At 48.7% G+C, this 21,897-nt stretch carries 17 protein-coding genes; 3 read left to right on the top strand and 14 right to left on the bottom strand.

Annotated elements, in window-relative coordinates:
* Positions 1-15: 15 nt before the first annotated feature.
* From ligA to HPY27_RS10730, 3 genes are all read right to left on the bottom strand, one after another.
* On the bottom strand, positions 16-2,031 hold the full coding sequence (gene ligA / locus HPY27_RS10740; RefSeq protein ID WP_174224959.1) for an NAD-dependent DNA ligase LigA: 2,016 nt from the start codon (positions 2,029-2,031) through the stop codon (positions 16-18).
* 228 nt (positions 2,032-2,259) lie between these two features.
* Complete coding sequence (gene pcrA, locus HPY27_RS10735; protein ID WP_174224958.1) at positions 2,260-4,605, bottom strand: DNA helicase PcrA; 2,346 nt, start codon at positions 4,603-4,605, stop codon at positions 2,260-2,262.
* 101 nt (positions 4,606-4,706) lie between these two features.
* Complete coding sequence (locus tag HPY27_RS10730; protein WP_174224957.1) at positions 4,707-5,507, bottom strand: VanW family protein; 801 nt, start codon at positions 5,505-5,507, stop codon at positions 4,707-4,709.
* 195 nt (positions 5,508-5,702) lie between these two features.
* Here HPY27_RS10730 and HPY27_RS10725 point away from each other — a divergent pair, with 195 nt between their 5' ends.
* Positions 5,703-6,752: a DUF418 domain-containing protein gene (locus HPY27_RS10725; RefSeq protein WP_174224956.1), complete on the top strand. Its 1,050-nt coding sequence runs from the start codon at positions 5,703-5,705 to the stop codon at positions 6,750-6,752.
* A gap of 52 nt (positions 6,753-6,804) precedes the next feature.
* Here the strand turns inward: HPY27_RS10725 and mglC are convergent, their stop codons facing one another.
* The 9 genes from mglC to HPY27_RS10680 form a co-directional block, all read right to left on the bottom strand.
* Positions 6,805-7,824, bottom strand: coding sequence for a galactose/methyl galactoside ABC transporter permease MglC (gene mglC / locus HPY27_RS10720; protein ID WP_017249790.1), 1,020 nt, complete (start codon positions 7,822-7,824; stop codon positions 6,805-6,807).
* 19 nt (positions 7,825-7,843) lie between these two features.
* A complete protein-coding gene (locus HPY27_RS10715) occupies positions 7,844-9,361 on the bottom strand; it encodes a sugar ABC transporter ATP-binding protein (protein ID WP_174224955.1) in 1,518 nt (505 codons plus the stop codon).
* Between the two features lie 85 nt (positions 9,362-9,446).
* Positions 9,447-10,493 (bottom strand): galactose ABC transporter substrate-binding protein, encoded by a 1,047-nt coding sequence (locus HPY27_RS10710; protein ID WP_012684421.1) that lies wholly within the window; start codon positions 10,491-10,493, stop codon positions 9,447-9,449.
* Positions 10,494-10,618: 125 nt separating this feature from the next.
* Entirely contained in the window at positions 10,619-11,605 is a 987-nt protein-coding gene (locus tag HPY27_RS10705; RefSeq protein WP_174224954.1) for a substrate-binding domain-containing protein, read from the bottom strand.
* Positions 11,602-13,365: a cache domain-containing sensor histidine kinase gene (locus tag HPY27_RS10700; protein ID WP_174224953.1), complete on the bottom strand. Its 1,764-nt coding sequence runs from the start codon at positions 13,363-13,365 to the stop codon at positions 11,602-11,604. The genes HPY27_RS10705 and HPY27_RS10700 overlap by 4 nt, the downstream gene beginning before the upstream one ends.
* A 3-nt stretch (positions 13,366-13,368) precedes the next feature.
* Entirely contained in the window at positions 13,369-14,973 is a 1,605-nt protein-coding gene (locus HPY27_RS10695; RefSeq protein ID WP_174224952.1) for a response regulator, read from the bottom strand.
* A 69-nt stretch (positions 14,974-15,042) separates the two neighbouring features.
* On the bottom strand, positions 15,043-15,528 hold the full coding sequence (locus tag HPY27_RS10690; protein ID WP_173622614.1) for a tetratricopeptide repeat protein: 486 nt from the start codon (positions 15,526-15,528) through the stop codon (positions 15,043-15,045).
* Positions 15,529-15,603: 75 nt separating this feature from the next.
* A complete protein-coding gene (locus HPY27_RS10685) occupies positions 15,604-16,842 on the bottom strand; it encodes a PqqD family protein (protein ID WP_173622613.1) in 1,239 nt (412 codons plus the stop codon).
* A 36-nt stretch (positions 16,843-16,878) separates the two neighbouring features.
* Positions 16,879-18,033, bottom strand: coding sequence for a HesA/MoeB/ThiF family protein (locus tag HPY27_RS10680; RefSeq protein WP_017249782.1), 1,155 nt, complete (start codon positions 18,031-18,033; stop codon positions 16,879-16,881).
* A gap of 500 nt (positions 18,034-18,533) precedes the next feature.
* Between HPY27_RS10680 and HPY27_RS10675 the strand changes: the two genes are divergently transcribed.
* Positions 18,534-19,091, top strand: coding sequence for an RNA polymerase sigma factor (locus tag HPY27_RS10675; protein ID WP_174224951.1), 558 nt, complete (start codon positions 18,534-18,536; stop codon positions 19,089-19,091).
* Complete coding sequence (locus tag HPY27_RS10670) at positions 19,088-20,788, top strand: DUF4179 domain-containing protein (protein ID WP_174224950.1); 1,701 nt, start codon at positions 19,088-19,090, stop codon at positions 20,786-20,788. Before HPY27_RS10675 ends, HPY27_RS10670 begins: the two co-directional genes overlap by 4 nt.
* Before the next feature lie 51 nt (positions 20,789-20,839).
* Here HPY27_RS10670 and pcrB read toward each other — a convergent pair whose 3' ends face one another.
* Both pcrB and HPY27_RS10660 read right to left on the bottom strand, forming a co-directional pair.
* Positions 20,840-21,535: a heptaprenylglyceryl phosphate synthase gene (pcrB, locus tag HPY27_RS10665; protein ID WP_017249779.1), complete on the bottom strand. Its 696-nt coding sequence runs from the start codon at positions 21,533-21,535 to the stop codon at positions 20,840-20,842.
* Positions 21,536-21,552: 17 nt separating this feature from the next.
* On the bottom strand, positions 21,553-21,843 hold the full coding sequence (locus tag HPY27_RS10660) for a YerC/YecD family TrpR-related protein (RefSeq protein WP_007717484.1): 291 nt from the start codon (positions 21,841-21,843) through the stop codon (positions 21,553-21,555).
* Positions 21,844-21,897 lie beyond the last annotated feature (54 nt).

Raw genomic sequence — 21,897 nt, 5'->3', positions numbered from 1 at the left:
GTCGCCACCGTTTTCTTAGGCGTTGCTCTCCAATACTTGCAGGAAACCTGCTTCGTCCATAACAGCCACGCCTAGTTTTTCTGCTTTCTCCAGCTTAGAGCCCGCTTTTTCACCTGCAATCACCAGGTCTGTCTTCTTGCTGACGCTGCCCGTTACCTTCCCACCCAAGCGCGCAATCGCTTCCTCTGCTTCCTGTCGCGATAATTGCGTCAAGGTGCCGGTTAAAACGATTGTTTTGCCTGAGAATGGGAGGTCTGCGCCACTTTCAATGCGGATTCCTTTGTACTCCATGTTCACTCCGGCCGTACGCAGTCTCTCAATAACTGCCTGAGCCTGCGGCTGTGCGAAGTAGTTCACGAGACTCGCAGCCATTTTCGGCCCGATCTCATCGATTTGTGTAATCTCTTCTTCGGATGCCTGCATAATGGCATCGATATTGCCAAAATGCTCCGCGAGAACACGTGCCGCCTTGGCTCCGACCAAACGAATACCAAGACCAAACAGTACGCGCTCCAGCGAGTTTTCCTTGCTCGCTTCAATCGCCGCGAGCAAATTATCTACGGACTTTTCACCCATGCGCTCCATGCCCATTAGAACATCGCGCTGTTGATGCAAGTAATACAGGTCAGCAACACTGTGAATAATACCGTCGCGATACAGCTGAGCCACGACCTTTTCTCCCAAGCCGTCAATGTTCATGGCTGTTCGAGACACGAAATGAATCATGCCTTCACGGATCAGTGCCGGACACATCGGATTGATGCAGCGCAGAGCCACTTCTTCCTCCAAGCGCACCAGCTCACTGCCGCATTCTGGGCAATGCGTTGGCATGGCAAACGGTACTTCATTTCCAGTACGACGCTCTGGCAAGACCGCGATAATCTCCGGGATAATGTCCCCGGCTTTTTTGACGACAACATGATCGCCGATAAGGAGACCTTTTTCCCGAATAATATCTTCGTTGTGCAAGGAAGCACGCTTCACAGTCGTACCTGCCAGACTAACTGGCTTCAACAAAGCAGTCGGGGTAACATTCCCTGTACGCCCCACAGATACTTCAATACCTTCGAGAACCGTCACCGCTTCTTCGGCAGGGAACTTGTATGCGATAGCCCAACGCGGACTTTTCGCAGTAAATCCGAGCTCCTCCTGCTGCGCGTAACTGTCGACCTTGATCACCATGCCGTCGATTTCATAAGGCAAATGTGGACGCTTCTCTGTCCAGCCGGCAATAAAAGTGAGAAGTTCATCGACTTCGTCAAATACGCGTCGCTCCTGATTCACCATGAAGCCGAGCGTCTCCAGCAAATCAAGCCCTTCACTGTGCGATTCCACTGACTCCCCCTGCAAATCGCCAATGCCGTAAACAAACGTATCCAGTTGACGGGATGCGGCAATCTTTGGATCGAGCTGTCGGAGCGAGCCTGCTGCGGAATTGCGCGGGTTGGCAAATAACGCTTCTCCACGATCCTCGCGTTCTTTGTTCAGCTTTTCAAATGCTCCTTTGGACATGTAAGCCTCACCGCGAACCTCAAGGGTCAACGGTTTCGTCAGCCGCAAAGGAATGGAACGAATCGTTTTCAGGTTTTGTGTGATGTCTTCGCCTGTTGTTCCGTCTCCACGGGTAGCCCCGCGGACGAACAGCCCATTTTCATAATGAAGTGACACGGCCAGACCATCAATTTTCAGTTCAGCTACATATCGGACAGCCTGACTGCCAACGGCCTGACGTACTCGGCGGTCAAAATCCCTGATGTCCTCCTCATTAAAGGCGTTTCCGAGACTAAGCATCGGTGTCCTATGAACGACCTTTTCAAAGAAGGGCAGCGGTTCTCCCCCTACACGCAAGGAAGGAGAATCAGGTGACTGCAAATCAGGGAAGCTGGTTTCAAGCTCCTTTAGCTCCCGCATCAATTGATCGTATTCCTGGTCAGAAATCTCAGGTCGATCCTCTTCATGGTAAAGACGATTATGCCGCTCAATTCGTTTCGCTAATTCTTTAATTTTTGTTTCCGCCGTCAATCGATCCATTTCGTTCATCCTTTCTTACTCTTACCTGTTCAAAAAGTTGGCTTTTCAGCACCGAGATAATGGTGAGAACCGTACGAAGGAGGGGCGGAGTGTAGGTCCCTACATGAGCACCGGACTTCGAAGGTGAACGCCATTATCGATGCGAATAAGCTTCCCGGACTGCTTCGTGATCAAAAGACGACTTTTTGAACTACCATTTTTGCGATTGGCTGTATTTGCATTTGCACACTATCCTTTTTGAATAGGAGCGAACTTCGCTAATAGCTTTTTAATGCCAGTCGGGCTTGGGAATGCAATGTCGAGCTCCATGTCGTCGCCCGTTCCTTTTACTTTGACGACCGTACCGTTGCCCCATTTGCCATGTGCTACTCTGTCGCCAACCTTCCAATCAACGCCTGCTCCTTGACCGTGACCAGGCAGTTTTTCACCCACTGGACGGGTAAACGTAGCAGGTGTGCTGCTTGCGGTTCGCTGACCCATGCCAAACTTCGGAGCAGAGCCTGCTTGTGAGGAAGACGCTCCAAACGGTCTCGCTCCCGTGTCACGTCCAAAAGCACTGCCTTCACGCTGTCCAAATGCACTGCTTCGTCCACCGCCGAAGCTTCGGTCCGCTGTCGCTGGATTTCCTTCCAACAGCTCAGCCGGAATTTCTTGCAGGAAACGAGACGGCGCATTCACATTGGTCCGTCCGAACAACGTCCGCATACGGGCACAAGTCATGTACAGACGTTCCTCCGCCCGTGTAATTCCCACGTAAGCCAGTCGGCGCTCTTCCTCCATCTCGGTATCGTCAAACAAAGAGCGACTATGCGGGAAGACACCTTCCTCGCAACCAACCAGGAACACGACAGGAAACTCCAGCCCTTTGGCGCTATGCAAGGTCATTAATACAACCTGCCCATCTGCCGATACTTCCTCCTGAGCACCATCTTCTCCCAAGGAATCGATGTCTGCCACCAACGCGAGGTCAGTCAGGAAGGCTAGCAAGCTCTTGTCTTCATTTTTGCGCTCGAACTCCTGGGTTACAGACAGGAACTCCTCGATATTCTCCAGACGCGCCTGTGCTTCCAGCGTTTTTTCTTCTTTTAAAGAATCGCGGTATCCAGAGCGCTTCAGCACTTCTTCCACCAGCTCAGTCACACTCAAGTAATCGGTCATTTGCATCACATTCGAGATGAGATCATTAAAGGACAGGATCGCATTCGTCGTACGTGAAGGCAGCCCCATATAAGCCGTCTCCTGAATCGCTTGGAAAAGGGACTGACCATTTGCGTTCGCATACGCTTGTAGCTTATCTACTGTCGTATCCCCGATATTACGCTTCGGTACGTTGATAATGCGCTGCAAGCTGATATCGTCATCCGGATTGGAGATGAGACGCAAATAAGCCAAGATGTCTTTGATCTCTTTGCGATCGTAGAACTTGGTTCCGCCGACGATGGTGTACGGAATGTTCGACTTGATGAAAACTTCCTCGACCACACGGGACTGTGCATTCGTCCGATACAGGACTGCAAATTTGTCGTAGCGCTTGTACTGTGCCATCTGCTTGCGAATCGTATCGACAATAAAATACGACTCGTCATGCTCGGAATCACCCTGGAAGCACATGATCTTGTCGCCACCCGGATTCTCCGTCCAGAGCTTCTTTTCCTTGCGCAGCTTGTTGTTGGCAATAACCTGGTTCGCCGCCTGCAAAATCGTTTTGGTAGAGCGATAGTTTTGCTCGAGCTTAATAAGTTTGGCTTCGGGATAGTCTTTTTCAAAGTTTAAAATGATCGAGATGTCGGCACCGCGCCATTTATAAATACTTTGGTCAGCATCCCCCACGCAGCATACATTTCGATACTTGTCTGCCAACATGGAAATCAAAAGGTATTGCGCCCGGTTTGTATCCTGATACTCGTCAACGTGTATGTAACGGAATTTCTTTTGATAAAACTCCAAGACTTCCGGCACTTCTTTAAACAGACGAACCGTCGTCATGATCAGATCGTCGAAGTCCAGCGACTGGTTATTTCTCAGCTTTTTCTGATAAGCCGTGTAAACCTTTGCTGCCACTTGTGCAAATGGATCGCCCGCAAGACGCGTATAGGTTTCTGGATCGGTCAGCTCGTTTTTCGCTCCACTGATCGCTGCCAAAATCGAACGCGGCTCATACTGCTTCGGATCGATGTTCAATTCTTTTAAACATTGCTTGACGACAGACAGCTGATCACCGGCATCCAAAATGGAAAAGCTGCGATTGATACCGAGTCGGTCGATATCCCTGCGCAAAATCCGCACACACAAGGAGTGAAACGTCGACAGCCATGCATCCTGCGCTGCCGCTCCGCCAATAATGGCAGCCACACGGTTTTGCATCTCCCGTGCTGCTTTGTTGGTGAAGGTGATCGCCAAAATGCTCCAAGGTGCTACCTGTTTGGCACTGATCAAGTATGCGATACGCTGTGTCAGTACCTTGGTCTTGCCGCTACCCGCACCGGCCAAAATCAAGACGGGGCCTTCTGTTGTAAGGACTGCTTCCCGCTGCTCCGGGTTCAGCCCTGCTGTGATACGATCTGCAAAAGACATATGTATAAATCCACCTTTCCACGTTCCCTAGACGAAAGCATATGTTCCTATTTTCGCACAGATCGCAGTGGAGTTCCAGTTCGTATCCCGAACAGGAAACATCATCCTTTCGGCAGCAATGGCTCGTACATCAAATAAGCCCGATTCTGCGTCAGCCATTCTTGCTCCACCCATTCTCCTTCCAGCGAATAAACATCACGATACAATTCATTCTTCCGTTCATACCCTCCCCAAATCGAAGGATGGATCTCATGTTCTTTCTCGATAATGACATACGTCCGTGTCGGTGGCATGTCTGAACGCCATTCCCCTACCAAATGTGTATCGGTCAGATAGACATGCAGTTGAAAGGGCTGAGTCGTCCGGTTGGCGATTTGCAAATCCAGATAGTTATAGAAACAAGTTGCCCCACTTCCGAACGGCTGTGTCCGATTCGAATCGGGAAAAACATCGTAGCTATGACGATGTCGTTCCGTCACTGTCAACGGCGTATGCAGGGTCATCCAGTACAGCAAATTGGAGAGCTGACAAAGCCCTCCGCCAACTCCAGCTGTGACGCGTCCCTGTGAGAGCAGCATGCCCTCTACATAGCCTTTGCTACGGGTCGGCTTGCCAATCTGTTTCCAGTACGAAAAGGTTTCTCCGGGATGGATAAGCAATCCGTTCAGTCGTGCAATCGCCAGACGCAAATTGATCACTTTGTTGTGCTGCATCCACATTTCCACGTTCTGCAATGGGCGTAACAAAATCGTTTGATGAGAATAATGGACATAACGCAACCATTCGCTTCTTTTCTCATGAGCGAACCTCGTTTGACCAAATGTCCATTGTACATACCTTTTCCAACGAAAATAGGCCATGCCTGCTGCCAGACGCCACTTTCCCCGTGCGATCGGTTTCATTGCGCACCCCGACTTCCTGATTATTACAATAGACGCAAGAATTTGGGATGAAGTTGCGGTCGAATACGGGAGAGCCCCTCACTTCTTACACTTTTGTAAGCGAGACGTAAGCATATGCCATTTCTCCTCCATTTCCGGATGAGCTAGGATAGGAAAAGTGCGCGATCGGACGACGAACAACGAGAGAAGGAAGTGATGGGATTGAAAGAAAACGCACCTACCATGAACCAACGAATTGATACAGTAGATACCGTACGGGGCTTCGCCTTAATGGGCATTCTCCTCGTCAACATCGTGGCATTGCTGTATGCACAAACACCTGAGATAGGAAGTGTGGACCACTGGCTGTTCCAGTTTTTCAATTTCTTTGTGGAATCTCGCTTCTTCGTGATCTTTTCCTTCTTGTTTGGCGTGGGCTTCTATATTTTCATCAGTCGTGCAAAAGCAAAAGGGGCCAATAGTACCGTTTTGTTCATTCGGCGTTTGATTGCGCTGCTCGCTCTTGGCTTTGTGCATAAAATGTTTCACCCTGGCGAAGCACTCTTCATCTACGCCATCTTCGGCTTCATCTTACTGCCTTTTTATCGTTTGAAGGCGAAAACCAATCTGGTCGTCGGCCTTATTCTGTCTATAGCTGTCTGCGCTACCGGCTTCAAGCCGCTTTTAGTGCTTCCGTTGTTTATTTTGGGACTCGCTGTTGGGCAGTACGGGGTCTTTCAGGACATTCCGAGATTTTTGCCTGTGATTAAAAAAGTGCAGGGCGTGACCTTCATCCTTTCGTTAATCGGCTTGTTTATCCAATACCGGCTGACTCCTGCTGATCCAGCAATGGGTGGAGCGAATCTGGTTGTAGACGATACCATGTCAGAAGAAACCCTACAGCATTTGATGAACTACACGATTGCTTTGACCTCCACAGGTCTTGTCATGGCTGCCTTCTACACAACGACCCTGATTCGGCTCTTGCAAAATAAAACCGTCCAAACGCTCTTGTCTCCGCTAACCAGCTACGGTCGCATGGCTTTGACAAACTACGTCGGACAAACCGTATTGATCCTTGTGGGAAGCTATTTGTTCGATTGGTTCGGCAATCTGGGCTACTTGCAAACGACACTGATCTGCCTCGGTATCTACGTGGTGCAAATGGTATTTAGTGTACGCTGGCTGGCTGTCTTCCGCATGGGGCCACTTGAGTGGGTATGGCGATTATTTACGTATATGAAAATCACACCACTGCGAAAATAAACAAGCAAAGACCCCAGAAAAAGCTGCCTGACAGCTGATCCGGGGTCTCTTTCTATTTTTTCGCCAAGTATTTGCGAATGTCAAAAGCAACGGCTGCCACAATGATGAGCCCTTTGATGATGAGCTGCCAATACGGGTTGACTCCGATAAACGTAAGTCCGTAGTTGATGACGCCAAAAATAAGGACACCCGCAAGCACACCTGGAACGGTACCAATTCCGCCAGACGTCGAGACTCCACCTACCACACAGGCTGCAATGGCGTCCAGCTCGTACATGTTGCCGTAGTTGTTCGTCGCGCCACCTGTTCTGGCTGACTCCAGAACGCCTCCGAGTCCATACAGGGCACCAGCAATGGCATAAATAATCATGAGGTTAAAAGCGACGTTGATCCCGGAAACAGTTGCGGCCTGCATGTTGCCTCCGATGGCGTACATGTTTTTTCCAAGCCGTGTTTTATTGAAAATCACCCAGACGATGAACGCAACCATGATCGCAATGATAACGATATACGGAATCGAATACGGGCCACTCGGGCCGATGTACCCTGTCCCAAGCTGATTGAAGTCACTGCGCAGTCCAGCAATTGGCTGCGATTGATTGGGCTCCATATCAAAATAGATGGAGTTGAATCCGTATACAATGACCATCATGCCCAACGTGGCGATAAAAGGGGGCACACTAAAACGAGACACAATGATGCCATTGATCAGACCAACCAGCAAGCCCGCAGCAATTGCAATGAGAATGGGGATAAGCAACGGCAAATCGGGTAAATCCGGGAAAAACCTCCGCGGATAATCTTGGCTTTGCAGCATCGAGGCGGAGATGACAGCCGTCAATCCAACCACTCGCCCCGCTGAGAGATCCGTTCCTCCTGTGATGAGAACAAACGCAGCACCCAAGGCAATAATGGCGCGAGTTGAGGATTGCATCAAAATATCCCGAAGCGTTGTAATGGAAAGAAAATTGGGATCGTAAATCGCTATTCCCGCTATTAACAAAACCAGAACGATATAGATGGCGTTTTGCGTAACAAAGCCTTGCACCTGTTTAGCAGACAACTGAGACATACCTCTTCCCCCTCCTTTCTCATGCAAGATGTTTGGTAGCCAGCCGCATGATCTCTTCTTCGGTTGCCGCTGGGCCAGACAAAAAACCCGAGAGCCTCCCCTCGCACATGACCATGATCCGATCTGACATTCCAAGCAACTCCGGCATTTCCGAGGAAATCATGATGATGCCTTTTCCCTGACTCGCCAGCTCCGCGATGATGGTATAGATTTCGTATTTGGCGCCGACATCGACTCCACGCGTAGGTTCGTCCAGCAATAAAATATCCGGATCAGTCAAAAGCCACCGCGCCAGCAGAACCTTTTGCTGATTGCCTCCTGACAGGTTTTTGATCAGTGCTTTCATAGAGGGAGTCTTAACACGGAGCATCTCGATGCTGCGGCTGACATCGGCTCTACACTTGCGCTCATTGAGGAGCAGAAAAGGGGTTTGGTAACTGGACAAATTCGCAATGACCGTATTTTCCAAAATCGATAAGACAGGAATGATGCCGGTGACGCGCCGCTCCTCCGTCAAGAGCGCCATTTTGTACTTCTTCGCATCCTTCGGTGATTTGATCCGTACCTCCTGACCGTTGATCGACACTTTCCCTGCTGACACCGCGCGCAGTCCAAACAATGCCTCAATCAGCTCTGTTCGTTGTGCGCCCACGAGGCCGCCTATGCCCAAGATTTCGCCTTTCCGTAATTCAAACGACACGTGCTGAAATGACTGGGGGAAGGGTGAGGTCAGTCCCTCTACCTTCAAAATCGGTTCCCTTGGCGTATTGGATCGACTCGGGAAACGCTGCGTCAGGTCCCGTCCGACCATTCTGGAGATGATCAGGTCTGTCGTCAGCTCGGTCGCCCGCCATGTTCCAATGAGCTTGCCATCGCGCATGATCGTCACGTCATCCGCAATCCGTAAAATTTCTTCCATCTTGTGTGAAATATAGATGATGGCGACACCTCTGCTCTTCAGTTCGCGGATGATCGCAAATAACTGCTCCACCTCGTTTCCCGTCAAGGAAGACGTCGGTTCGTCCATAATAATCACTTTGGATTGGTAGGAGACAGCTTTGGCAATTTCAAGCGACTGTACCTTGGATACAGACAAGTCACGGACTACAGCGTGCGGATTCAGGTCCATTCCCAGATCAGCAAACAGCTTCTCTGTATCCGAAAGCATTTTTTTCTCATCCACAAACGGAAAAGGACCGATTCTTTTGACCGGAAAACGTCCTAGCCATATGTTTTCCATGACATTGCGAAAGGGCACCGGATGCAGCTCTTGATGAATCATGGAGATGCCATGTGCCAGCGCGTCCTTTGAGCTGCTCATCGTCACCTGCTCATTGTTTAACACGATTTCTCCCGCATCTGGCCGATAAATTCCGAAGAGACACTTCATCAGGGTCGATTTGCCTGCTCCATTCTCTCCCATCAGTGCATGGACTGTGCCGGGACGGACTTTTAGCGTGACATCATCGAGTGCCTTGACCCCTGGAAATTCTTTATGAATGTGGTTCATTTCCAACAAAAACGCATGCTGGTCCATGCGAATGCCCTCCTTTTTGCAAAAATCATCCCCATCACCGAAACAGGAGAGTCGGATTCGTCTCTTCACCGACTCTCCTGCTTTTTTATTTCGCGTCGTTCATGTTTTCCTTGGTGATTTTTTTGTAGGGCACCCACACGTACTTGCCATCCGTAATGTCAAAGCCTGTGGAATCTTTCGTTGGCGTTTCGCCCTTTGCCAAAGACGCAGCGATACTAAGGGTGGCTTTTCCTTGGTTATTCGCATCGTTGAGGACCGTTCCGAGCAAGGTTCCTGCCTCCAGCTCCTTCAGTGCAGGCGCTGTGGCATCCACGCCAACAACGGGCATATACTTGCCATTCGCAAAATAACCGGATGCCTTCAGCGCTTCGATCGCCCCTAGTGCCATATCGTCGTTGTTGGCAAGAACAGCTTCGATCTTGTCACCGGATGCTGCGAGGAAGGCTGCCATCTTTTCCTGCCCTTTTACGCGATCCCACATGGCTGTATCTTCCGCGACCTTCTCTACTTTAATCCCTGCATCTTCAATCGCCTTCACCGAAAACTTCGTCCGCAGCTCAGCATCCTGATGCCCTGGCTCACCTTTTAACATGACGTATTGGAGGACGCCATCCTTGTTTTTATCTGCTTCCGGGTTTGCCTTCCAGTAATCGACGATCAGCTGCCCAGAAATCGTGCCGGATTCCTCCGCTTTTGCTCCCACGTAATAGACCTTATCCCACTTCTGCATATCCTCTGGCATCGGCTCACGGTTAAAGAAGACGACAGGAATATTGGCTTGCTTCGCCTTGTCGATAAGGACACCAGCAGCTGTGCGATCCACCGGATTGATGGCGAGGGCGTTTACCTTTTTGTTAATGAACAAATCCACTTTGTCATTTTGCGTAGGCTGGGCATTTTGGCTGTCTACAATGTCCACTTCCGCTTTGCCCTCCGCGGCCTTAGAAATCGCATTGCGCACTCCTGTCATGAACGTATCATCGAACTTGTAGATGGCGACTCCGATTTTGGGATTCCCCGCAGGAGCCGATCCTCCCCCCGACGCTGCCGGCTGCGAACCGCCTGATTGTGAGCATCCAACCACCGAGAGTGTAACAGCGGCCACCAATGTAGTGGCAATCAGCTTTCTCATTCGATAATCCCCCTTTATCCCCTATGTTTACATCTGATATACACCAAATGTAAGCGTTTTCCCAAATGTGTTCCATCGAAAATCCTGCGCATTTCTATCAAAATTCTCATCTGTTTTTCGGGGGCCTATTTAACGAAGGGGAAAAGGAGCTTTTGATTCTCCGACCAGAACATATTCTCCCGATCGATTACTTTTGTTCCGGTGTCGACCAGACTGGGCACGGCTTCACCGTTGCTCGCTTCGACTGCGTACTTGACCCCGAGATATCCCATCGATAGCGGCTTCTGGATGATCGTCGCGGAAATGATTCCTTCCTGCAAATACTCCAGTACTTCCGGCGGACTGTCGATTGCTACGATTTTGACTTTGTCCCGCAGTCCACTGTTTTCCATTTCCTCGGCCACACCGATCGCAGTACTGGCATCGAGTGCAATCACCCCTTTCAACTGCGGATGCTTACGGATCAGTTCGCGCGTCCAGTCACCGATCTGCTTTTTATCCAAGGGAACATTTTCGTTGGCCACCAGTTCAACCTGCGTTTCCCGTGGGAGCAAATCGAGGACGCCCTGTTCTCTTTGTTTGGCATTGGCCTTTACCCGATCTGTGCCGAGCAATGCGATTTGTCCCTTTTTTTCGATCAGGAATACCATTTTTTCGAATGCCTTCATGCCCATATCGTAGTTATCCGTCCCAATGTAGCTTTTGACGGCTGAATCATTTCCGACTGTGTCGAGTACAAGGATCGGGATGGCCCGCTCTCTTGTCAGCTTGATGGCTTCTCGCAAGACTTGTTCGTCACTAGGTGCCACCACGATTGTCTCGGAGCCATCAGCAATTGCCTGCTGCACCAGTTCCATTTGCCTGTGGGCATCCTCCTCATAGTCCGGCGCGTAAAAATTCAGGTTTCGCTCATATTCCTTGGCAGCCATCTCCGCTCCGAGCTTGACCGTTCGCCAATAATCGCCGTGCTTCATACGGACGATCAGCGCCACTGTCTTTTTCTTGTCTACTTCCCCATTCGTAAGCGGAGCACTGCACGAGTAGAAAAGCGTCACCGCTACCAAAAAGAACAGTCCGTATACGCTAAATCGTTTCACCGCTGCTGTCCTCATAAACGATCTCGCTCCTCTGCAAGTTGGCGCGGAATCCATACACGCACAACGGTCCCCTCTTCCTGTTCGCTCGCGATTTCCAAACCGTACTCTTCGCCGAAGGTCAAGCGGATGCGCTCTTGCACGTTTTGAATCCCAACGCCCGAGCCTTCTTCGCTTTTGTAAAAGCCAGCTTTTACTTGTGCAAGAACATCAGGGGACATGCCCAAGCCATTGTCGCTTACCTGGAGTAACACCTTACCGTCGATGAGTGCTGCCAATATACGAATCCTGCCCGGATCAGCCAAATGCTCAATTCCGTGGTAGATGGCGTTTTCCACAATCGGCTGGAGCAGTAACTTCAGCGTCAGACAGTTGAGCACCTCACCTTCATCCTCGACCACGATCTCGTACTCAAATTTTTGCTTGTACCTCATTTTTTGAATAATGAGATAATGTCGCGCATGCTCCAGCTCTTCTCGCACCGTAATAATGTTCTTGCCTCTGCTCAGGCTAATCCGAAACAGCTTTGACAACGAAGTAATCGTGGTGATGACATCCTCGTTTTTTCCGTTGCCGACCATTCTGACCACAGAGTTCAACGTGTTGTACAGAAAATGCGGATTGATCTGTGCCTGTAGCACCTCCAGCTCGCTTTTTCGTTTGGCTTCCTGTTCCCAAATGATCTGGTGCATCAATTCCCTGACCTTCGCGACCATCAGATGAAAACGCAAGGAAAGCTGCTCGACCTCATGGCTTCCCCGGATCGGTTCACTCTCTGAAAAGTCTCCTTGCTCCACCTTTTCCATGGATCGCTCCAGCAGCTTGATCGGTCGTGATATTTTCGCAGAGAGATAATGCAGCACGAACAACACAATGACAATCACAAAGATGAGCAGCCAAAAAATGAAGCGACTGATTTCTTTTTTGGTCGTCACAATCTCGTCCATGTAGGACACCCCAATGATTTTCCAGCCTAGCTGATCGATCGTTTTGATGGTAATCAAGCGCGTTTCGTCCTGTGTCTCTTCTACATAGCTGCCGTAGGAATGCTTCAGCGGCAAGGAACGGTTTTCATTTTTCAATCCGGCGTAAATCAACTGCTGCTGCGGATGGTAGACAATGTTCCCAACCAAATCGATGATGTAGACGTACCCCTTTTTCCCCAAGCCCACTCTTTGGCACAGGTCATCGATCTCTTTGAAATTCACATCGACTAAAAGTACAGCCGGAATTTCTCCGTCAGGTCCGTGGAGAAGAATTTCCCGACTCATCGAGACGACCCAGGTGTACTCCCCTTTAAACAAGTTCTGGATATGCGGGAGCGAAAAGGACAGGTTCGTCGGGTCCTCGATCGCCTTTTGGAACCAGCTCTGTTCGGTCAAACGAGTGTTTCTCCTCAGTACTTTGGAAGGAGTCGTGGCCAATAACGTTCCGTCACGTGTAAAAACCGCGATGGAGACGATGTCCTTTCTCGTTTCTACGATTGTCTCCAGCTGTTCACTCAGCTTGTCTGCCGTGAGTCCCTTGCTTCTTCTGATCTTATCATCGACGAGTTCGAAAATTTGCGTCATCCCATTCAAATAGCTGTCCAGATTGTATTTCACCTGCTCCAGGATTTGCTGCGTGTGCAGATAGGCGTTTTGCTCAGCTGTCTGCGCAAATTTTCCGTACAGCATTACTCCGACAAACAGCATGACGAGTACCGTCACGAGTGTAAAAGAAGTGGTAATGATAAATTGAATCCTTTTGACCTTGATCACCGCGAGCAATCTTTTCATCGGTTAACCTTCCTGCTCGCTCTGACTTCGGTACTCTTTAGCGGACATGCCTGCATACTTGCGAAAGCTGAAACTAAAGTAATTGGGATCGGTATATCCTACTTTCTCCGCGACTTCAAAGGACTTCAAATCGGTCGTCCGCAACAGCTCCTTGGCTTTTTCCATGCGCAATGACAGGAGATAGGACACAAAGGTGGTTTTCGTCTCTTTCTTGAAAATACCGCTAAAATAACCGAGGCTAATGTGCAGATGATCGCACACCTTGTGGATGGATATGTCGGGAGAATGGTAATGCTTGTGGGTGTAGTCCAATGCCTGGGTGATCAATCTTCTGTACGTCGTTTGCCGTCCGCTTGCGATACTTGCCATGATGCGCTCACAAATTTCTGTAATCTGTACGCGTGCGTCCTCCATACCAGTAAAAGTCGTCATGACCTGCAACAGGTGGTATTGCCCACCAAACAACTGATCCATATCGACCTCAGCTCGATGGGCCGTCTTCAAAATCGTCGTCATAATCTCCAACAAAAAAATTCGATAATCGTCAATCGATATGGGTACACCCATCATTTGATCAAACATTTCATCGATTACGATCCGAAGCTCCGCACTCGTCCCCATTTTGATACACCGAACAAATTCATGCTCCCTTCTCTCATCGAGTCGTATCTGCTCACTCGCTTGCTTTTCCACGTCATTGATCACAATCATCCTGTTGCAGCCAAGGATGCTTTTGTAGTCGAGTGCCTGCCTAGCGTCCTCATACGAGTAAGGGAGTGCTGCTACATCTGTCACGACGTTGCCGATTCCGATTGTTACCGTGATGCTCATATATTTTTCAATCGTTCGCCTGATTTCATCTGCGATGTTTTGTGTTCGCACTTCAATTCGCTGCGTGTCGTCTGCCATTGTTTGCATGAGCAGCACGACCTGATCTTCATGGAGAAACACAATGCCCTCCTGTTTGCCTGCGTTCAGCTGCTCTTCTGCAATATTTTTCACTGCAAAAAGAAACAGCTGCTGCTCCTCCTGCTTGGGCTGGTCGACACAGATGATAGCCACGAGATATTCGGGACTCCTGAGCTCTATCCCGTATTCGCAGGCTTTTGAAAAAACATCGTGCTGGACTAGCTGACGACTCAGCAAAGATGATAAAAAAACCTCCCGCAAAACCGGCAAGCTTTTTCGATAACTATCGCGCAAAAGCTGAACGTTTTCCCGATGTGCCGCCTCTTCGTCCATCCGTCGCTTGACCTTGTCCAGCGCTTCCATCAGCTCACTCGCAGAAAACGGCTTGAGCACATATTCATCAATTTGCAGCTTCACGGCCTTTTGTGCATACTCGAACTCATCAAACCCAGTCAGGATAATGATGCGAATGGCAGGATACTCGCGCCCGATGGACTCCGCCAGCTGAAGTCCGTTCATAAAGGGCATCTTGATGTCGGTTACGACGACGTCCGGTCGCAGCTTCTCAACCAGCTCCAATGCCTCTCTGCCGTTCTCTGCTTTGGCAACCACCTCGTATCCGTGGCTATGCCAGTCAATTTCTTGGCTAACCCCTTCTCTCACATCTTCTTCGTCATCTACCAATATCAGCTTATACATAGGCACCTCCCGCTGTTGTATTTGTACAACGGGAGGCGACTGTTTTCCTGCCAATGGAAGGTTATGGCGTTACCACGTCATATTCAGATCATCTGCATAGAACAGAATCGCTTTATGATAGGCCAAAATCGTAGGATCGCTTGAGGTTTCTGCGAGGTTTTTCAGGAGGAGATTCATGGCTTCGTGGTGCTTCCCGAGATTGTAATAGGCCATGGAAAGAAAAATCGGAAAGGAACGGTCCTCGGGAAACTGTTGCATCCCCTTCGCGAGCGTAGCTGCTGCCTGCTCGTATAGTCCCAGCACGCGATACGTACTGCCCAGACCCAGTAATGCCCCTTGCAGGTCGTCATCGACAGACAGTCCAAGCTCAATCGCTTTTTCGTAAAAGGGAACGGCTTCCTTCTCCAATCCAGCTGCGTCGTGGCACCACGCACATTGATAATGGGCGACAGGATCAGTCGGGGATTGGCTGACGAGCTGAAGGGCAAGCTGGATCGCTTCGTCCAGATGCCCTTCTTTTCGCAGTTGAATGATATTTTGGATCATCGGGTTCATGTGAGCACTTCCTTTGCCTGAGTATCTCTCTTCCCCCTAGCGTAACAGGGCAACTTGGCAAGGTGAAGACGTAATTTATGTGCCCTGCAAAGATTTTGCCCGCTCTCTTTCGCTTCTCCGTTGTCGGTACGCTCTCATCCACGACCAGCCCAAAATGAGAAACGGAACCAGAACCAACAGGATCAACAGAATGCCGTCCCAAAACTCCCACGAGTGAAGCGGAGCGTTCTTCATGTCGTCGCCGATGATCCAGATAAAATCGACCGCCATGCGCAGTTGATACTGGACAAAGAACCAGATTCCCCACACCGATCCAATCAAGTAGACCCAGCTATACCAGCGGATAACTCTTTTCTCATGGTCGGCTACGTACTCCCATTCCTCCTGCTCATCCTGCCTCAAGGAACGGAATTTCCCTTTTAGAAACAGACGTGTATTCACCATCAAATTGGAGCAATGGAACTTGGTTGCCAGCACGTAATACAAATCCGTCTGCATGAAAACCATGAACTGAAAGGCCAAAGCCATGAGCAGGATCACATTCAGCATACGAATGAATGCTTCCATGAAAGGCACAAGCGTCAGCCAGCCTTGATCATTGGCAAACAACAGAATGACACCGATTCCCATAAACATCGCATCCCAGGACATTCCCGCCAAAAACGCCCTGTATCTGCGCTGTGGCTCCACGAGAACAATATTGGACATATTCGTCTCTGCTACAGCAAAAACAAGTCGATGCCCCAGACCAATACGACTGCCGATTCCCAATGATCGGGCCGCCATTAAGTGGGCCATCTCATGGAAAAAGAGAAAAACCCAAGTGGCCACGAAAGAAACCACAACCGAAACCGTCACGGAAGAAGAAACAAAAATATCGGAATAGACCGGAATATACTTGCCCGTAAACACACAAATCAAAAGACCTGTGACAAATAAGAGACCGTATAATCCAAAGGCAACACGATTAAAGAAAAACTGACCCGTCTCCTGCTTGATCCAAGAGAAATGATCTACTACCGGTACTGGCTCGTTGACAACTTCTCCATCTGCCATGTACACAAATTGATAGGAAGCAATTAAATCCTGCGCAAAGTCAAGCACATCCACCGGTTCGCCCAACTGTTCTTCCATGATCGTCGCGACTTCATTGATGCTCTTCCCTTCATCCAGCATATCGATGATCTCGACACCAATGGCCGGAAGCACAATGAAATTGCTGATATCCGTTCGTCCAATGAGGATCTCTTCCTCGTTTTCCGCCCGACGCGCAAGCGGGTGCATCTTGAGAATGCTCTCTCCTGAGATGTTCACTTGACCGACACCTTCCTCTCTTACAGGAACGACTCCTTACTTTGCGAGCACTTCATTTCTCTTGATATGAAAAATCGGCTCCGTTCCGCTGCCGCCCCCGCAAGTTGGGCATTCGGCTTCATTTCGCTCCCACTCAAAAAACACGCTCTTTTCCAACGTGTTGAAATCAAAAATGATAAATTTGCCTGCCGATTGTACCGGAGCGATTCCTGTCAAATACCTGATTGCATCGGAAGCCATCATTCCCGTAATCATCATGGTGTTGGGGGCAATGGTGGCGGTAGGCAGAATAAAGTTGGTATCGAGCAGCCTTTGGATCAACTGCGGATAGTCCTCGATCTGTGTAGAACGATGCAAATGCATGCAGTCGATACAGCCTGTCTTGCCCGGTTCTACCATGAAGAACTGTCCTTCGATCAGGTTGAATCCCCCGGCAATGAACGGGATTTGCAGCTTGGTGCAGGCATGATTCACCCATCTCTGCAAAAAGAAAAAGGGCTGATCGGCTGCGAGCATCACGAGGTCACTTCCGGCAATAACCCGCTCCACGTCTTCGCCTGACTTGATTTGCAGCGTCTCCGTTTCAATCAATACCTCAGAATGAAGCCTTCCGATGAAATCACGTGCCGCTTCCACCTTCAGGCGACCAATATCATGCTCGTTAAAGACCATTTGTCTGTTCAAATTGCTGAGCTCTACTCTATCAAAATCCACGAGCTTGATATGCTGGATTCCCGCTCCTACCAGATTGACCAGTAGTGTAGAGCCAAAGGCACCCATTCCCAGGATCGTCACTTTTTTTCTACTTACTTGCTCCTGTAGCTCGCTTGGACTTTGATTGAGATCGGTAAACAAGGAGAAGTAGCGGATATTCGCTTTATATCTTTCCTTTTGTTCTGAAGTCAGAGCGGAAGCCTCTTCCTTCGCCTGATCCATCAGGAAGCCCAATCCACTCAGTGATTCCACTGCTTCCGATATTTCTTCATACGTAATTTCGGGGTAATCCACAACCAATAATGTATGTATTTCACCGATAGTACGAGTGCCATCCATCAGTCTGATCATCTTGCGGATGGACCCGTTCTCGTCTTCCAATTCGAAGGTATAGCCAGGAGCTTCTCCCAAGCGGATCATTTGCTCTGTCACTTCATAAACGGGATGTACTGGTTTAAATAAAGGACGACGTTCCATACAAAACACCTCCCAATAATGGGGTTCGCTAACCCGGCTCATTTTAGATAAAAAAAGGGAATAGCTCGTGTGCTATTCCCCCTCTTCTTAAGAGAATTAAGCTGCTACTGCAGTAGTGCGAACGCTTTCAACTTTTTTCGCTTGGATTTTCATGGATAGTTCCTCCTCTCTATGATCGAAAATTAAGACAAGTTCATTATATTTCATAAATTTACATAAATCTACAAATATTAGCAAAAAATTATATATTTTGGTAATATTCGACTATTTATTTCGTATGCAATAGGATTTTCCTTCCATTTTCTATGAATATTCTCAAAATTCCTTCTTTCAGGGAAATGTTTTTCATTCTTTTTGGAAAATACCCCTGATTTTGGGACACTTTTATTTGGGGATTCGTAGTAATAGGATGTAATAGGGAAATGTAACCAAAGTCATTTTTGTTTGATCAAAAAAGGAGAAGCTGCGCAGCGAGCCTTTTTTGCTTAGGGGGAGCACAAATGGAGGAAGATCAAGTGATCATCGGGCGGGTCTTGAAAGGAAACAAAGACTCCTACTCCGAGATCATTTCCAGATACCACGGAAAAGTAAGTTCCATTCTTCGTAAAATGCTGGGACATACACCGGATGCACAAGATATCGTGCAGGAAATTTTCATCAAGACGTATTACCATTTACCAGAATATAAAACAAACTACGATTTTTCTGCATGGTTATACCGGATAGCAGCCAACCACTGTCTGGACGAGCTGCGCAAACGCAAGCGAAAGCAGCGGCTCACCGCAAGCGAAGAGATAGAACCAGTGGATAGCCATACGCCGGAGGTTGCCTTACTGAATAAGGAGGGTCAGCGCCTGTTGCGTCAAAGGATGATGTCCGTCGAAGAAAAGTATCGGATCGTCCTCGAAATGCGCTACTTCGAATCATTGAGTTGTGAGGAAATCAGCCATCGACTGTCCATTCCGTCGAGTACTGTGCGGACGCGCCTGTCTCGTGGGAAAGACAAGCTCAGGGAAGCAATCGGGCATGCAGGGCAAGGGGGGGACTTTCATCTATGAAATGCTTAGATAAAGGACAAATTGCTTTGTATCTATACGACCTTCTGGAGCCAGAAGAAGCCAAGGACATGTCCGCCCATTTGGAAGAGTGCCGTCATTGCCAGCGTAAGTTGAAGCAGGAGCTGGATGAGCTGGAAGATCCGGAAGACTCACTGGCGACAGACGAGCCGTCCGAAGTTGTCATTCATAGCATCATGGCGAACCTTCCCCCTTACCCTATACACGTTCTGAAACGATCAGAGAGACAAAAATCACAAAAAAAAATCAATTGGAAAAAAAGGAGTCTGGATATCGTGAAAAAAGCAACGATCGCCGTAGCAGGAATAGCAGCAGTCGTCTATTTTGGAACACTTACCTCCCCTTCTTTTGCAACTTATGTACATGGTTTGTATGCATCTACCATCAAACCTCAGCTGAAGCAGACGCAAGAGAGCAGCCTTTTTGAAACACTAGCCTCCACAAACCTCCTCATCCAACGTGGCCTTCAAGAAGGCTATAACCAAAAAGTTGATCTGAAAGCTGTCGATAATGGAATGACCCTTGAAGTAAAAGAAGTCATGGCGGACTCAAGGGATGTCCGAATTCTTTTTACCATCAAGGATCAGAATGGAAAACCAATTGAGGATCTGTTCTCTCGTGTTTTGCAGGACGATGTTCCAACCTATGAATTGAAAATAACAGATAAGGATGGCAAGACGTATACAAATTACGATCAGGAATTTCAAAACGGGCATAATGATTTGATCTCAGTAAAAGGACAGAGCGAGCTCATTATGCTCAGCCGTCCCATCCAAACCTTTTTTAGTGATACGAGCGAGATTCCAGATGAATTGAACATCGAACTTGTGATCAAGGACGTCGAAGACCTTGACGGAAAATGGAAGGTTACCTTTCCAGTTGACATTTCCAAAGCGAAAAAAGACACAAAAATTGTTCCCATCCATAAACAATACACCGCTCCAAATGGCGAATTGATTGATCTCAAACAAGTCATGGTGACACCAGGCCAGATGGAACTCGTCATCGAGAGCACCTTGGCAGAGGATACCTCTCAGAATCTTACCTATGAAATTGTGGATGATACGGGAGTGGTGCTTGCGAAATGGAGCGAAATGGACAGAGGGAACAAGGAGAGGTACCCACAGCCATATTACAAAAATGTAGCCAGAAACTACGATGTCCGTATTGTCGATGACACACCTACAGGCAAAATCGTTAACTTTCTCACATTTCACTCCTTGCCAACAGATAAAGACCTGACCTTTAGAGTCGCAGCGACCTATCAAACAACTTCCGCAGACTTTGAGCAAAAGCTGTCCATTGATACTCTGAAAAACAAGTCTGTCACGACAGAGCATGATGGAAACGTGTTCACCTTCTCGAATTTTACTGTAAAAGAAGAAACGATTAGGAACGAGAAGAGAATGAGTGCAACGATGCAACTGGATGCAACCTTGGCACCAGGTGTTGCGGACGTAGATAAATTTGCAGCAGTAGATGAAAATGGCAATAAATACACTGGCTATTTCAAAGGCTCACTAACAAGAGATGCAAAAGGCAATATTGTCTTGAGCGGTCCACTCGATTTGGTGAAAGATCTGAAAGTGATCCCGAAAGAACTGACGATTGTCATTAAAGAACAATTGAAAGAAAACAAAGATGTCGACTGGAGCGCAACCCTTCCCTTGAAAAACTAAAGCAGACATGAAAAACCACCTCGCCCAATCATAAGTTGGGGAGGTGGTTTTTTAGTTGCTTGTTCTCTTAACGGCCTTCACAGTAGCTAATGCAGCAGCTAGATCGTCATAGATAACATTCCCTACGACAACCGTATCTGCAATCGCAGCCATCTCTGCCGCTTGCTCCGGGTTGCGAATCCCGCCACCATAAAAGAGGTGGGCTTCGCCCGCGCCTGCTTTGGTAGCCTTCACGATTGCCGGATCGCCGTATGTACCGCTGTACTCCATATAGACAATCGGCAAACGACATATGTTCGTCGCTACCTGTGCGTACGCTTTGGCCTGCGAGGCATCCGCAATCGGACGTGCTTTCGTCAGATGTGCTACGCCCGCATCTGGATTGGCGATAATATATCCTTCTGTAATGATCTCATCCCAATGAATATAAGCGCCAAACGCTTGAAGCCCCGATACATGCGGAGCAAAAATCCAGTCTGGATCGCCAGCGTTCAGTACGAGCGGGATCAAGTACGAATCAAATCCCGGCACAACTGCATCCAGCGAGGAAATCTCCAGGACAGCCGGTACTGCGTAACGTCGCAATCGCGACATCAATTCGAGCGTATTGTCATAGGTCACACCGTACGTGCCGCCTACAATGATCGCATCTGTTCCGGACTCGCAAATCGCCTCCAAGGCCTCGTCATCGATTGTTTTATCCGGGTCTAGTTTAAATGTATGGCGCCAGCCACGATAGTCAATCAACGTTGCCTGCCTCCTAGCTATTTTCCGATCCGCTCAAGCGCCATCTGGTATCCGTCATTTCCATAGTTCAAACAGCGTTTGACACGGGAAATAGTCGCCGTACTTGCGCCGGTCTCTGCTTCAATCTGATTGTAAGTAAAGCCTTTGCGGAGCATTCTCGCTACTTCCAGGCGCTGTGCGAGCGACTGCATTTCGTTCACCGTGCACAAATCGTCAAAAAATTGATAGCACTCTTCCATCGTTTCCAGGGAAAGAACAGCTTCAAACAACTGTTCGAGCCCTTTTCCTTTTAATTTTTCCAATTGCATGTCTGTCACCTCTGTTATATAGTCCGTCTTTCGAACGGTTTCTCACTGTACAAT

It is taken from the genome of Brevibacillus sp. HB1.1 (genome assembly GCF_013332445.1).
Classification (GTDB): domain Bacteria; phylum Bacillota; class Bacilli; order Brevibacillales; family Brevibacillaceae; genus Brevibacillus; species Brevibacillus porteri.
This window is presented reverse-complemented; position numbering and strand designations above follow the sequence as displayed.